Raw genomic sequence first — 14,084 nt, 5'->3', positions numbered from 1 at the left:
GTTCGGTCCGGGTACGGGGCCGTCGGTCCCTCACGCCGAGCGCCGAAAGCGGGGATGCTGGAGGCAGGGGGACGGAACACGCCAAGGAGGTCCACTCATGACACGCGCGATCGTCACGGGCGCCGTCGTCGCGGGGACGGACGGCTCGGCCGAGAGCCTCGCGGCGGCGGACTGGGCCGCGGACGACGCCGTGCGCCGCGGACTCCCGCTGCGTCTCGTACAGGCGGTCCCGCCCGGACACGTCCGTACGGGACCGGTCAGGCCGACGGCTCCCCGTGAGCGCGTGCCGCGTCCCGCGTGGTCCGCCCACCCGACCGCGGACGAGATCGGCCGCCGGCATCCGGACCTGTCCGTCACCGTCGACCAGATCGCCGAGCAGGTGCTTCCGGTGCTCTTCTCCGCCGCCGACAGCGCCGAGCTGATGGTGCTGGGCACACGAGGCGCGGGGGCGGTGCAGGAGCTTGTGCTCGGCTCGACCGCGCTCACCGTCGCGGGCCGGGCACTGGTCCCCGTGGTCCTGGTGAGCGCCGCTTCCGGCACGGGCGCTCCGCCGGGAGCCGACGGCGCCGGTGACGTCATCCTCGGCCTCGATCTGGCCGCGCCGGACGGCCGACCGGTCGAATTCGCCTTCGACGAAGCCGCCCGGCGCGGCGCGCGGCTGCGCGTCGTCCACGGCTGGAGCGAGCCGCTCCGCGACGGCGCCGGTCCCGATGATCCCGATGAGGCGCTCGCGGCTGCCCTGGGCCCCTGGGCCGAGAAGCACCCCCGTACCCCGGTGGTCACCGAGGCCGTGGTCGCGGGGGCCACCGACCGGATCGCGGCGGCGGCATCGCACGCCGCGCTCCTCGTCCTGGGCCGCCGCCCCCGTACCACCCCGGTCAGCGCGCATCTCGGTTCGACCGCGCACGCCGTTCTCCGCCGGGTGACGCTGCCGGTGGCGATCGTGCCGCACGCCCCGGCGGCCACCTGAGGCGATTGGTCCGTCGCCGCCGCGCCCCGCGAGCGGCGCGGCCCCTGGCCGCCCGGTTCGGTCGGCCGCCGACCGGATCGCGTCGTCGAGCCGGTGCCCGAACGGCCTCGGGGGGAAGGCCGGTTGGCCCGTGGTGGACGTGACCGGGGCTGCCGGACAGTGCGGGTATGAAGAAGCGAATCGTCATCCTGGGAAACGGCAGTACCGGAATCCTGGCGGCCAACAGACTGCGCCGCCGGTACGACGAGAGCGAATTCCAGATCGTCGTGGTCGGGAAATACGACACGCGTGACCACGAAATCGAACTTCTCATGGCCATCGGTGTCCTCGGCTCGCGCACCCTCTTGCCGCCGGAGGACGGCCGGCTCCGCGCCGGGATCGACTTCCGTCACACGGAGATCGGCAGTGTCGACGTGGCCCGGCGGGAGGTCTGCTGCACCGACGGCTCCTCGATCGGTTACGACGTCCTCGTGGTGGCCACCGGAGCGCGGCCCGTACCGACGCCGGACGGTGTGCTGTACGGCGGCGCCAGGTACGTCGTACGCTCCGCCGGACTCGGCGACGCGTGCGGTCTCGTCCGGGTGGACCCCCGTACCCTCCAGTCCCGCGCCGCTCCCGAGGTGTTCGCCATCGGCGCCGCGACGGGAACGCCCGCCGACACCGGCGCGGGCCCGCACGTAGCGGTCGAACACCTGGTGGCGGGCGTGCGGGAATTCCTCACCCGCACGGCGGACCAGGCGCCCGTGAGCGTGCCCGCGCGGGAGCCGCGAGACGCAGCACAGCCCTCGTAGCCGCTCGTACGCCGATTCTCGCCTCGGCACTCGGCCGCCGTCAGGGCACCTCAGCCGATACGGTGTGGGCAGGGGCTGATGCTCGGGGTTCGCGGTGCGCGTGGAGGACCGGTGGGAGAGGACGGCGACAGCTCGGGCGGGCGCTTGCCCCGTTTGCAGCTCGATGAGCTGCTGGACGAGTTGCAGGTCCGCATCGGGGCGGTGCGCGGCACGCAGAATCGGGTGCACAGCCTGCTGGAGGCCGTGCTGTCGGTGGGCCGGGAGCTGGACCTCGCGCATGTGCTGCGGCGGATCGTGGAGACCGCGGTCGCCTTGGTGGACGCCGAGTACGGCGCGCTGGGCGTGATCGGCGACGACGCCCGGCTCTCGGAGTTCCTGACCGTCGGGGTGTCCGAGGAGGAGGCCCGCGCGATCGGGCCGCTGCCCTCGGGGCACGGTCTGCTCGGCGAGCTGATCCGCCACCCGGAGCCGCTGCGGCTCGCGGAGTTGTCCGATCACCCGGCGTCGTACGGCTTCCCGGCGAACCATCCGCCGATGCGCTCCTTCCTCGGGGTGCCGATCCGGGTCCGCGACGAGGTCTTCGGAAACATCTACCTCACCGAGAAGCGCGGTGGCCGGGAGTTCGACGGCGACGACGAGACGCTGCTGTCGACCCTGGCGGTCGCGGCGGGTGTCGCGATCGAGAACGCGCGGCTGTACAAGACGGCCCGCGAGGGGCAGCGGTGGATGGCGGCCAACGCGGAGATCGTGAGCAAGCTGCTGTCGGGCGCCGGTGAGATGGATGTGCTCGGGCTGATCGTCGAGCACGGCCGGCACATCCTGGCCGCGGACCTGGGCGTGGTGGCGCTGCCGGTCGAGGGGACCACCGACCTCCAGGTGATGATCGCCGTGGGGGTGGACGCCGAGACCCACCGCGGTCTGGTGCTGCCGTGCGAGGGCTCGTTCATGGGCGCCGCGATGGCCGCGGCGCGGCCGATCACCACGGTGGAGATCGCCAAGGACCCGCGGGTGACGTCGGGGCCGCCGCGCTGGAACGGCCTGGGGCCGACGATCGCCGTGCCGATGATGGCGGGCGGCGCGGTGCGCGGTGTGCTGCTGCTCGCCCGCGAGCTGGGTTCTGTCCCCTTCACCGAGGCGGAGTCCTCGCCGCTGCTGAGCTTCGCCGGGCAGGCCGCGCTGGCGCTGGAGCTGGCCGAGCGGCGGCGCGGCGCCGAGCAGCTCGCGCTGCTGGAGGACCGCGACCGGATCGCCCGTGACCTGCACGACCTGGCCATCCAGCGGCTGTTCGCCACGGGGATGACCTTGCAGAGCGCGGTGCGCTTCGTCCAGCACCCGGAGGCGAGCGAGCGGCTGCTGCGCGCGGTGGACGACCTGGACGAGACCATCAAGATCATTCGCTCGACGATCTTCGGGCTGCGCTCGCACGACCGGGAGCGGACCGCGCGCGGCCTTCGGATACGTGCCTCGATGGCGGTCGAGGACGCGGTCCCGACGCTCGGCTTCACGCCCGCCCTGCGGATGGAGGGGCTGATCGACACCGATGTGCCCACGCCGGTCGCGGAGGAGACCGTCGCCGTCCTGGTCGAAGCCCTCTCCAACGTCGGACGGCACGCCCGGGCGACCTCCGCCGAGGTCTCCCTGGTCGTCGCGTCCGGGACCCTGACCGTCACGGTCGACGACGACGGCGTGGGCGCCCCTTCCGGCGGGCACCGCAGCGGGCTGCGCAATCTGGAGGAGCGGGCCGCGCGGCTCGGGGGCGAACTGACCCTCTCCGCCAGCCCCCGCGGCGGCACCCGCCTGGTCTGGCGGGTGCCGGCCGCCCCGCCCTCGGCGGGGCCCAAGGCGTAGCCGAGCGCCGGGCGCGTCAACAACCCTCCGGGTCAATACGGCTAGGGCCTGTCCGGCGGATCATGGGCGGTCCAGGCGGCGCCTGGCGCGTGCGAGCGCAAGGCGCCGGGATGGCCTCATAGCGGAGCTATTCGGGTATTCCGGCAACGCGGCGGGCGTGCGTGCCAGGGGTCGAAGGGGCCGTTCGTGATCCGCCGGACAGGCCCTCGGGCGTGTGCGTTCCGGCATCGGTGACGTCGGCGACGGGGCGCCGGGGTGTGGCCGGGCCCTCCGGTCCGTAGCCGAGGCGGATCAGCATCTGTACGTGTTCCATGCCGCCGCGCGGGTCGCGCAGCAGCCACCGCAGGTCGTCCCATTCCAGCGCCTGATGGAGCAGTGACGCGCGGACAGTGTGAGCGGTCGCGACGAGCAGGACGTGCTCCAGCGCCTGACCGGCGCGCAGCCAGTCGGCGGGGCGGTCGTGGCAGGTGGACAGGACCGCGATCACCGGGTGCCGCTCGAAGGCCGCGGAAGGCTGGTAGTTCTCCGGGCGGAGCGCGGAGAAGTCCCGCAGCGGCAGTCGGCCCGCGCTGTCCTGCGGGCCGAGCGCCCGGCCCGGCAGGCCGTCCGCGCTCCCCTCACGGATCCAGCTCCGGCTCTCGGCCCGGCGGTCGGAATCGCTCATGCCGCGCCGCTCGGCCTCCGTGGTGAACTCCAGCAGGCGGGCCGTCTCCTCCGCGGCGGGCCGTACCAGCCGGGCGCCCTCGGCGTCCGCGGCCTCGGCCAGTTCGGTCAGCACCTGGGCGGGAAGCGCCTGCTCGGAGAACGGCAGACGGCTGCTGTGCCGCCGCCAGATCGCGTCGTACAGGTCCTGCCGGTCGCGGCGGGCACCGGTCGGCAGCGGTCCGGCCAGGCGTACGGAGGCCAGCAGGTCGGGCTCGGCGGGGTCGGGCAGCAGCCGCGGCACCGGGTCCCAGCCGAAGTGGGCGACCGCGACCCGGAGGTTGAACAGGGCGGCGCCGACCGACAGGTGGACGGCGCGTCCCATCGGGTCGACGTGCCGCAGCCCGCGGTCGACGGCCGCCCGTACCTCCAGCGTGCTGGTGTCGGGGTCGAGCCGGAACCGCCACGGCTGAGTGTTGTGGATCGAAGGCGCCGCGCCCGCCGCGGAGATCAGCTTCTCCAGGGTCTCCGCGTCCAGTGGTGCGGTCCGCATCGTGTTCTCCTCCCGGCCGTCCTGCTTCCAGGCTGACGGAGCACGACGGGCGGCGGGAGGGGCCGTCTGGTGCCCGGCCGGAGGGCCGGTCGGCCCCGTGTTCAGCGGCGGCCGTGCTCCGGCCCGGAGTGCTGGGCGGTGTCGTGCGTGGCCATGACGGCCGCCTGGATGCGGCGCTCCACGCCGAGCTTGGCCAGCAGCCGCGAGACGTTGTTCTTGACCGTCTTCTCCGACAGGTACAGGCGCTTGCCGATCTGGCCGTTGGTGAGTCCCTCACCGACGAGTTGGAGGATCTCGCGCTCGCGCGGTGACAGCGAGGCGAGCGCCTCGACCTCGGGTTCCGCCGTCGCTGTCGGGCCGCCGCCGCGCAGATTGCTCATCAGCCGGGAGGTGGTGGCCGGGTCGAGCATCGACTGCCCCGAGGCGACGGTCCGCACAGCGGCGACCAGGTCGGAGCCCTTGATCTGCTTGAGCACATAGCCTGCTGCGCCCGCCATGATCGCGTCGAGCAGCGCGTCGTCGTCGTCGAAGGACGTCAGCATCAGGCAGGCGAGACCGGGCATCCGCGACCGCAGCTCGCGGCAGACGGTGATGCCGTCGCCGTCGGGCAGCCGGACGTCCAGGACGGCGACGTCCGGCCGCAGGGCCGGTCCGCGGGCCTCGGCCTGTGCGGCGGTCGCGGCCTCGCCGACCACCTCGATGTCGGGTTCCGAGTCGAGCAGGTCGTGGACGCCGCGCCGGACGACCTCGTGGTCGTCCAGCAGGAAGACCCTGATCGGCGCCTGCGGTGAGAACTGCCGTACTTCGGTCATGTGCGCCGATCCTTCGCCCTGTCGTGTGCCGCGCCCGGTCCTCCGATCATGAACGGTCGTACGGACCCGTTGCTAGGGCCGAACGGTCCCTTGGCCGGTATCGGACGTCGGGGCAGGGTCTGGAGCGCAGTTGTCGCCCATCGCGGGCCCACGGCCGGGAGGCCGCTCAGCCTCCTTGGCTTCCGCGTTCTCCGCGGCTCACGGGCTGCTCACCGCTCGAGCAGTCTGGCCCGGGTGCTCTGCAACCGGTGGGCGACGACCTCGCCGACCTTCATCGCCAGGGCTCGTCCGAACACCGGGTCCGCTTCGGCCAGCGCCCGTACGACGGTGGCGTCGAACTCCTGTGCCCGCACGGGGCTTTGGGCCTGGGCGCCCATCTGCCAGACGTACGGCGGGAACAGCCAGGACCAGCCGAGCAGGTCTCCGGGGCCCAGCATCTCCACCTCGGGGGCCGGGCGTCCGGGCCGCCGGAGGTCGAGGGTGACGGCGCCGGTGCGCACGACCCAGAACCGGTCGGCCCGCTCGCCCTCCTCGTAGATCCGGGTGCCCGCGGGGAACGACACCTCTCGGGCAAGGCTCTCCAGCCGCTGCCGTCCGGGGGACGGGAGCGAGCTGAACAGGCCAGTGGTAGCGGTTCTCATCACCGTGCCCCTTCCGGTCGCTTCGCTTCGGCGAGGGAGTCGTCGAAGCGTGAGGTGAGTCTGTTGACGACGCCGACGACCCCGTCGATCCGTCCGGTCATCCAGCCGGCCACCGGCACCTGGTCCGCCCGCTCCAGCCGGCCCTCCAGGGTGACCACGCCGCCGGAGACCGTGACCCCCACCGCGTCCGACGGCGCCCAGAAGGTCTTGACGAAGACCTCGTCGATCACCTCGGCGCGGATCTCGTCGTCCGGGCGGAGGAAGACCCGCAGCAGGTCGCGCCGGGTCACGATGCCGACCAGGCGGCTCTCCTCGTCGAGGACGGGCAGCCGCTCCACCCCGTGCTCCAGCATGGTGCGCGCGGCGCCGACGACCGACTCGTACGCCTGGACGGTGACGGCCGGGGCCGACATCAGCTCACCCGCGGTGCGGGCGCGGGCCTTGGCCGCCTTCCGGTACGCGGCACGGTTCAAAAACATGCGCCGCGCGGGGACGTTCCACGCCTGCTCCGCCTGGCGGAACATCAGGTCGGTCGCGGAGATCACCCCGATCACCTTCTCGTCGTCGTCCACCACCGGCACACCGCTCACCCGGTGCTTCCCGAGCAGCCCGGCGATGTCCTTGAACGGTGTCGCGGGGCGGACGCTGACGACGTCACTCGTCATCACGATCCCGACCTCACGCTGCTTCATGACCCACTCCTCCGCGGACGCGCTCGCCTGCCGCCCCTCTCCCTTCACGGTGCGGCGCGCGCACTCCGTGTTCCAGGGCCACAAGGGGTGGCCGCCCCGGCCGACCGGCCCTCGCGAGGTCCCGGCGCCGGGGCCGGTGGGCCGGCTCGCGCCGCCGCCCGGTTCCGCTCCACGTCGGCCAGGTACCGGCACGGAGCCCGCGGCGAAACCTCCTTTTATATGTATAACCAGGAGAATGGGAAGATAAAGGATAAAACGGTGAGATCTCGGGGCGTCCGGTCGATGTGCGGGCCGGTTCGGCCTCGGCGGCGAGAAGGGAACGGCCATGGCGTGCGGAAGCCTGCGGGTGTATCTCGGGGCGGCCCCAGGGGTGGGCAAGACGTACGCGATGCTCGGCGAGGGCCACCTGCGTGCCGACCAGGGCACCGACGTGGTCATCGCCTTCGTGGAGGACTACGGCAGGCCGCTGACCCACCGGATGGCGGAGGGCCTGGAGCAGGTGCCGCGCCGGACCGTCGGATACCGCGACTGCGCCTTCACGGAGATGGACCTCGACGCCGTCCTCGCCCGCCGCCCGCAGCTCGCGCTGGTCGACGAGATGGCCCACACCAACATCCCCGGCGCACGGAACAAGAAGCGCTGGCAGGACGTCCACGAATTGCTCGACGCGGGCATCAACGTGATCTCCACCGTCAACATCCAGCATCTCGAATCGCTCAACGACGTGGTGGAGCACATCACCGGGGCCAAACAGCGCGAGACCGTTCCGGACGACGTGGTCCGCGGCGCGGACCAGATCGAGCTCGTGGACATGTCCGCCGAGGCGCTGAGGCAGCGGATGGCCGACGGCGACATCTATCCGCCGGAGCGGGCCGAGCTGGCACTGGTCAACTACTTCCGCGCCGGAAACCTCACCGCCCTGCGCGAGATCGCCCTGCTGTGGGCAGCCGACCGGGTCGAGGAGGCTCTTCAGCGCTACCGCGAGGGCCACGGCATCCAGCAGCCCTGGTGCGCGCGCGAGCGGGTGCTGGTCGCCCTCTCCGGCGGCGCCGAGGGCGACACCCTCATCCGGCGCGCCAAGCGCACCGCGTCCCGCGGCGCGGGAGGCGAATTCCTCGCCGTCCACGTCGAGCCCGACGACGCGTCGACGTCCCCTTCCGCTCACCTGCCGACAGAACAGCGCGCGCTGGTGGAAGAGCTCGGCGGCACGTACCACACGCTCACCAGCGGCGACCCGGCCCGCGCCGTCCTCGACTTCGCCCGGCGGGTCAGCGCCAGCCAGATCCTGATCGGCGCCACCCGGCGCACCCGCCTCCAGAGGCTGTTCAGCCGGGGTGTCGGCGAGATCATCGTCGAGGGCTCGGGCGACGACATCGACGTATGCGTCGTCACCCATTCCCGTGCCGCCCACGGCCGGCTGCTCCGCAGCCACCAGACCAGGCAGGACGGCTGAGTCACGCGCGGCGCTCCGCCCGACGGGGCGTCGGCACCACGCGGCCGGGGCGGTTGCTCCGGGAGCGATGCGGAAGGCGTGTCCGCCCGGATCGCGCCACACGCCCCGGGCGGTTACCCCGGCCGACCGGCACCTCGTGGCAGACTCGCGCGAGGAACGCCGTGTCCCGACCCGGGGGCGCTGGCCCGAACGGCCCCCGATCGCTGCCCGGTCGGCTCTGTCGGACCGCGGGCGAGACCTCCGAGTCTGGGACGACGACTTCGACTCCGCGGAGGAAGACATGTCTCAGGCACCCCCGGCCCAGCCGGGCAGCGCTCTTGACGACACCGAACTGGCCGCCCTGGTCGCCCACTGGAAGGCGGCCAACTACCTGTCCGTCGGCCAGATCTACCTGCTCGCCAATCCCCTGCTCGAGGAGCCGCTACGCCCCGAGCACATCAAGCCGCGGCTGCTCGGCCACTGGGGGACCTCCCCCGGCCTCAACCTCGTGCACACCCACCTCAACCGGGTGATCAGGACCCGCGGGCTGGACGCGCTCTGCGTGTGGGGCCCCGGACACGGCGGCCCCGCGGTGGTGGCCAACTCCTGGCTCGACGGCAGTTACTCCGCGACCTATCCCGACATCGGGCGGGACGCGGACGGCATGGCCCGGCTGTTCCGGCAGTTCTCCTTCCCCGGCGGCATCCCCAGCCACGTCGCGCCCGAGACGCCCGGCTCGATCCACGAGGGCGGCGAGCTGGGATATTCGCTGTCCCACGCGTACGGCGCGGCCTTCGACAACCCGGACCTGCTGGTGGCGTGTGTCGTGGGCGACGGCGAGGCGGAGACCGGTCCGCTGGCCACCTCCTGGCACTCCAACAAATTCCTCGACCCCGTGCACGACGGCGCCGTCCTGCCGATCCTGCACCTCAACGGCTACAAGATCGCCAACCCGGCGGTGCTGGCCCGGCTCCCCGAGCACGAGCTGGACGAACTGCTGCGCGGCTACGGCCACGACCCGATCCACGTGACGGGCGACGACCCGCACGACGTGCACCGGGCGATGGCCGCGGCCATGGACACCGCGCTGGACCGTATCGCCGCCATCCAGGACGCGGCGCGTGCGGGCGACGACGGCGAGCGGGCCCGGTGGCCGATGATCGTGCTGCGTACGCCGAAGGGCTGGACGGGACCCGCCGAGGTCGACGGGCTGCCGGTGGAGGGCACCTGGCGGGCGCACCAGGTGCCGCTGGCCGGGGTCCGTGACAACCCGGAGCACCTGCGCCAGTTGGAGCAGTGGCTGCGCTCGTACCGCCCCGAGGAGCTCTTCGACCGGGACGGCCGCCCGAGCGCCCAGGTGCTGAGCTGCACGCCGGACGGCGAGCGGCGGCTGGGTCTGAACCCGCACGCCAACGGCGGTCTGCTCCGGCGCGACCTGCCGGTGCCGCCGCTGGAGGACTTCGCGGTGGCGGTCGACAAGCCGGGGGTGAATCTGCACGAGCCCACGCGGGTGCTCGGCGGGCTGCTCAAGCAGATCATGGCCGACACCGCCGAGCACCGGGACTTCCGGCTGGTCGGCCCGGACGAGACCGCCTCCAACCGGCTCGAAGCCGTCTACGACGTGAGCGGGAAGGCGTGGGAGGCCGAGGTACTCGACACCGACGAGCACCTGGAGCGCGGCGGCCGGGTGATGGAGATCCTTTCCGAGCACACCTGCCAAGGGTGGCTGGAGGGCTATCTCCTGACGGGCCGTCACGGCCTGTTCTCGTGCTACGAGGCGTTCGTGCACATCGTCGACTCGATGGCCAACCAGCACATCAAGTGGCTGCGCACCTCACGGCCGCTGCCGTGGCGGCGGCCCATCGCGTCGCTCAACTACCTGCTGACGTCGCATGTCTGGCGGCAGGACCACAACGGCTTCTCGCACCAGGACCCCGGCTTCGTGGACCACGTCCTCAACAAGTCCCCCGAGGTCGTGCGGGTCTACCTGCCGCCGGACGCCAACACCCTGCTGTCCGTGGCCGATCACGTGCTGCGTTCCAAGGACTACGTGAACGTCGTGGTCGCCGGGAAGCAGCCCTGCTTCGACTGGCTCGATCTGGAGGCCGCCCGCGCGCACTGCGCACGCGGCGCCGGCATCTGGGAATGGGCGAGCTCCGAGGACGGCGCGGAACCCGATGTGGTCCTGGCCTGCGCCGGTGACGTCCCCACGCAGGAGACCATCGCCGCCGTGTCCCTGCTGCGCGAGCACCTTCCCGACCTGTCGGTACGGGTCGTCAACGTGGTCGATCTGGCGCGGCTGCTGCCCAAGGACGAACACCCGCACGGCATGCCCGACGCCGAGTACGACGCGCTGTTCACCCCCGACAAGCCGGTGATCTTCGCGTACCACGGCTACCCGTGGCTCATCCACCGGCTCACCTACCGCCGCACCGGCCACGCCCATATGCATGTGCGCGGCTACAAGGAGAACGGCACCACCACCACGCCGTTCGACATGGTGGTCCGCAACGACCTCGACCGCTACCGGCTGGTCATGGACGTCATCGACCGCGTTCCCGGCCTCGCGGTGGCGGCGGCGCCCGTCCGTCAGAAGATGGAGGACACCCGGCTGCGCCACCACGACTGGATCCGCGAACACGGGGTCGACCTCCCCGAGGTCGCCGACTGGTCCTGGACCGGCTGAGGGCCGGGAACGACCAGAGGTGGGAACGGCGGGCCTTCCGGATTCCGGGAGGCCCGCCGTCGCCGCGCGGGGCTCGCGGTCAAGGGGCGGCCGGTGCCGCGAGGCCGTGGTCCTTCGGGGTGCTCGGGCCGGTGAGGGAGGTCGCGAGGGTGGCGGCGGCGATGGTCACCAGGGCGCCGAGCATGAGGGCCGCGGCCTCACCGGGTTCGAGCAGGCGCAGTTGGGTGCCCAGGGTCGCGGCGGCCACCGGGACGCCGAGCTGGGCGGAGGCGAGGACGCCCACGGCGAAGGGTTGGCCGGTGACCCGCAGCGCGGCGTGCACCGCGACCGCGCCCAGCCCGAGCGCCACGCCGAGCACCGCGAAGGAGGGGTGACCGGCCAGGGCGCGCAGATCGAGGGACGCCCCCAGCCACAGGAAGAACAGCGGGCCGAGGAAGCCCTCGGTCAGGGCGAAGAGCTGTTTCGCCAGGCGGCGGGGTTCGCCGATCGCGGAGACGACCAGGCCGAAGGAGAAGCCCGCCAGCATGATCGAGACGTGGGTCCGCACGGCGAGCGCGGCCAGTGCGAACAGGATGACCAGGCTGATCCGCAGTTCCAGGGCGAAGCGCCGCTCCTCGGAGAGCCGGTGCATTCTGCGCCGCAGGCCGTCGCGCTCGAACCGGCGCAGGACCAGGAACAGCGCCGCCGCGCAGGCGATGACCGCGCACGCGCCGAGCGCCGCGCGGGCGGCGTGGCGCGGGTCGATCACCAGGGGCAGGGCGACGATGCAGGCCGTGTCGGCGACCGCGACCTGGGGCAGCATGCGCAGGATCTGCGGGCCGCCGAGCGACAGCGAGTCGACGATCGGCAGGATCAGCGCGGCGGACGACGACGCCATCAGCACCGTATAGAGAGCGGTGTGCCCGGTGTCGAAGCCCCGCGCCAGGAGGAATGCGGGGACCGCCGCCAGGACGCCGACGGCCAGGGCGCGCCCGGCCCCGCTGCCCAGTCCCGCGCGCAACTGCGGGTCACGCACCGGTACCCGTGCGCCGGCGACGAACATGATCAGGGCGAAGCCGATGTCCGCGAGGAAGGCGAACGTCGGATCGTCGGCGTGCAGGTAGCCGATCACGGTGGGTCCGAGCAGGACACCGGCGGCCAGCTCGCCCAGGACGACGGGCAGGTGCCACTGTTTCGGCAGGGCCAGCAGCGGGCCCAGCAGGGCGGCCAGGGACAGGACGGCCAGCGTCGCGAAGCTCACAGGCGGGGTCTCCTGGCAGACGGAAGGACCGGCGGGTCACTCACCGTACTGGCGGGACCGTGGCCGGGCCAGCACCGTCGGTCATACGCTGTGGTGGCCCCAGCGCGAGTCGGCGTCCGTCCACTCGGCGTCCCAGCGGGCACACCGGCGGTGGTCGAGGAGTTTGGTGGTGATCCCGCAGCCGATCAGGACGCCGACGCAGATGGCGAAGGCCGCTCCCGCGCCGATCACATCGGCCTGGAATTCCCCGGAGGAGGGGGACAGCGGCTGCGCGACCTCGACACCCTGGCTGTTGGTCCACACCGGAACGACGGCGCCGCGGGAGGTGCCGGGACTGGCGGTGACGATGCCGGTGAGCACGGTGCCGTCGGGCGCCTTCCACTGCGCCGGTACGTCCACCCGGGACAGCCGGTAGCCGTCCGGGGCCTTCTGGGTCAGGACCGCGCTGGTGCTGTGCCGGTCGAGACGCTGCTGCGCGTACTCGCGCTCGAGACCGTGCGCGGTCGAGACTCCGACCAGCACCGCTACCACCAGCGCGGCCAGGGCCGCCGCGAGGAAGGCCCACGCCTCCACGGCGTACGAACGTCGGCGCAGCGGATTCTTCCGCAGACGCCACAGCCAGATTCCGCGTTCCATGGTCGGTCCCTCCTCGTCGAGCGACACGACGGGGGCCGACTGACCCCGTGTCTCCACGCTCCCGCCTCCCGCGCCGTCTGCGGAGGGCCGAACGGCCCTGTCGGGTGGGTGGACCGGACCGCGTGGGACGCCGCCGGGCTCCGCGGCCGGACCGCATGAGTGCTTCGCCCACCCGTCACCGAAACGGAGCAGGCATGAGCACACGGTGAGTGGTCGCGCGATGGCCGGACGGGTGAGGTCTGTCGGGGCGCCGGAAGGCATCAGCGGCGGACGGTGGCCGCCGGGCCCGCCGTGGGACGCCTGCCGCCCCGAAGCCTCGACGCCTCGGCACGTGACGCCTCGGGGCTCTCGGCCCAACCGGGCCGCCGGGCAGAGCCGTTCGGCCCTGCGGGTCGGGCCGTGAGCCCCCAGCGCGCGGCCAACACCGCGCGGCACAGTGGTGTCTGACCGAACGTCAACCCCCATTGAACTGGGAGCCGTCATGGCAGTCCACGACCACACCCGGCAGCACGCAGGGTTCCGCCTCCCCGCTCGGAACAAGGCGTCCGCCGACCGCGGCGGCGACGCGACGGCCGTCGGCACCGACTCCGTGCTCGTCGCCAAGTCGCTCGCCACCGTACGGATCGCGACCGGTTTCGTCTTCCTGTGGGCCTTCCTCGACAAGACCTTCGGCTGGCACTACGCGACCGGCTCCGGCAAGGGCTGGATCGACGGCGGGTCGCCCACCAAGGGGTTCCTGTCGGGTGTCTCCGCCGGTCCGCTGGAGTCGTTCTTCCACGACATCGCGGGCAAGGGCTGGACCGACTGGCTGTTCATGCTCGGCCTGCTCGGCATCGGCGTCGCCCTCATGAGCGGCGTCGCCCTGCGTCTGACCGCCGCCGCGGGCACCGTCTTGATGGCCATGATGTGGGCCGCCGAATGGCCGCCCGCGCAGCACCTGTCCACCGGCGCGCCGAGCATGTCCTCCAACCCGTTCGTGGACTACCACCTCATCTACGCCCTGGCGATGATCCTCTTCGCCTTCGCCGCGGCGGGCACCACCTGGGGGCTCGGCCGGGCCTGGGCCCGCGTCCCCCTCGTCGCCCGCCACCGCTGGCTCGTGTGAGCCCCGCACCACCCGCGCCTGACGGGGCACCGCCAC

Annotated in this window: 12 protein-coding genes; 6 read left to right on the top strand and 6 right to left on the bottom strand. The window is 72.7% G+C overall.

Annotation, left to right across the window (positions count from 1 at the left end; genetic code table 11):
* Positions 1-97: 97 nt before the first annotated feature.
* From ACIO6U_RS19750 to ACIO6U_RS19740, 3 genes are all read left to right on the top strand, one after another.
* Complete coding sequence (locus tag ACIO6U_RS19750; protein WP_401720698.1) at positions 98-970, top strand: universal stress protein; 873 nt, start codon at positions 98-100, stop codon at positions 968-970.
* Positions 971-1,137: 167 nt separating this feature from the next.
* Positions 1,138-1,761 (top strand): FAD-dependent oxidoreductase, encoded by a 624-nt coding sequence (locus ACIO6U_RS19745; protein WP_401720695.1) that lies wholly within the window; start codon positions 1,138-1,140, stop codon positions 1,759-1,761.
* 78 nt (positions 1,762-1,839) lie between these two features.
* Positions 1,840-3,609: a GAF domain-containing protein gene (locus ACIO6U_RS19740; RefSeq protein ID WP_401720692.1), complete on the top strand. Its 1,770-nt coding sequence runs from the start codon at positions 1,840-1,842 to the stop codon at positions 3,607-3,609.
* Positions 3,610-3,736: 127 nt separating this feature from the next.
* Here the strand turns inward: ACIO6U_RS19740 and ACIO6U_RS19735 are convergent, their stop codons facing one another.
* The 4 genes from ACIO6U_RS19735 to ACIO6U_RS19720 form a co-directional block, all read right to left on the bottom strand.
* Entirely contained in the window at positions 3,737-4,804 is a 1,068-nt protein-coding gene (locus ACIO6U_RS19735; RefSeq protein WP_355347435.1) for an Acg family FMN-binding oxidoreductase, read from the bottom strand.
* A 101-nt stretch (positions 4,805-4,905) separates the two neighbouring features.
* A complete protein-coding gene (locus tag ACIO6U_RS19730; protein ID WP_355347438.1) occupies positions 4,906-5,616 on the bottom strand; it encodes a response regulator transcription factor in 711 nt (236 codons plus the stop codon).
* 209 nt (positions 5,617-5,825) lie between these two features.
* Entirely contained in the window at positions 5,826-6,257 is a 432-nt protein-coding gene (locus ACIO6U_RS19725) for a cyclic nucleotide-binding domain-containing protein (RefSeq protein WP_355347441.1), read from the bottom strand.
* On the bottom strand, positions 6,257-6,949 hold the full coding sequence (locus ACIO6U_RS19720) for a CBS domain-containing protein (protein WP_401720687.1): 693 nt from the start codon (positions 6,947-6,949) through the stop codon (positions 6,257-6,259). The genes ACIO6U_RS19725 and ACIO6U_RS19720 overlap by 1 nt, the downstream gene beginning before the upstream one ends.
* A gap of 325 nt (positions 6,950-7,274) precedes the next feature.
* Between ACIO6U_RS19720 and ACIO6U_RS19715 the strand changes: the two genes are divergently transcribed.
* Both ACIO6U_RS19715 and ACIO6U_RS19710 read left to right on the top strand, forming a co-directional pair.
* Positions 7,275-8,402, top strand: coding sequence for a universal stress protein (locus ACIO6U_RS19715; RefSeq protein ID WP_401720684.1), 1,128 nt, complete (start codon positions 7,275-7,277; stop codon positions 8,400-8,402).
* Positions 8,403-8,682: 280 nt separating this feature from the next.
* Positions 8,683-11,067: a phosphoketolase family protein gene (locus ACIO6U_RS19710; RefSeq protein ID WP_355347450.1), complete on the top strand. Its 2,385-nt coding sequence runs from the start codon at positions 8,683-8,685 to the stop codon at positions 11,065-11,067.
* A gap of 79 nt (positions 11,068-11,146) precedes the next feature.
* Here ACIO6U_RS19710 and ACIO6U_RS19705 read toward each other — a convergent pair whose 3' ends face one another.
* A complete protein-coding gene (locus ACIO6U_RS19705; RefSeq protein WP_355347453.1) occupies positions 11,147-12,307 on the bottom strand; it encodes a cation:proton antiporter in 1,161 nt (386 codons plus the stop codon).
* A gap of 81 nt (positions 12,308-12,388) precedes the next feature.
* Positions 12,389-12,943, bottom strand: a complete 555-nt coding sequence (locus ACIO6U_RS19700; protein WP_391052131.1) for a hypothetical protein — start codon at positions 12,941-12,943, stop codon at positions 12,389-12,391.
* 481 nt (positions 12,944-13,424) lie between these two features.
* Between ACIO6U_RS19700 and ACIO6U_RS19695 the strand changes: the two genes are divergently transcribed.
* Positions 13,425-14,048, top strand: coding sequence for a hypothetical protein (locus ACIO6U_RS19695; RefSeq protein ID WP_391052128.1), 624 nt, complete (start codon positions 13,425-13,427; stop codon positions 14,046-14,048).
* Positions 14,049-14,084: the final 36 nt, after the last annotated feature.

Source organism: Streptomyces sp. NPDC087422 (assembly GCF_044744145.1).
Lineage (GTDB): Bacteria > Actinomycetota > Actinomycetes > Streptomycetales > Streptomycetaceae > Actinacidiphila.
The sequence above is the reverse complement of the archived record's forward strand: the minus strand, read 5'-3'. Positions and strand labels throughout refer to the sequence as shown.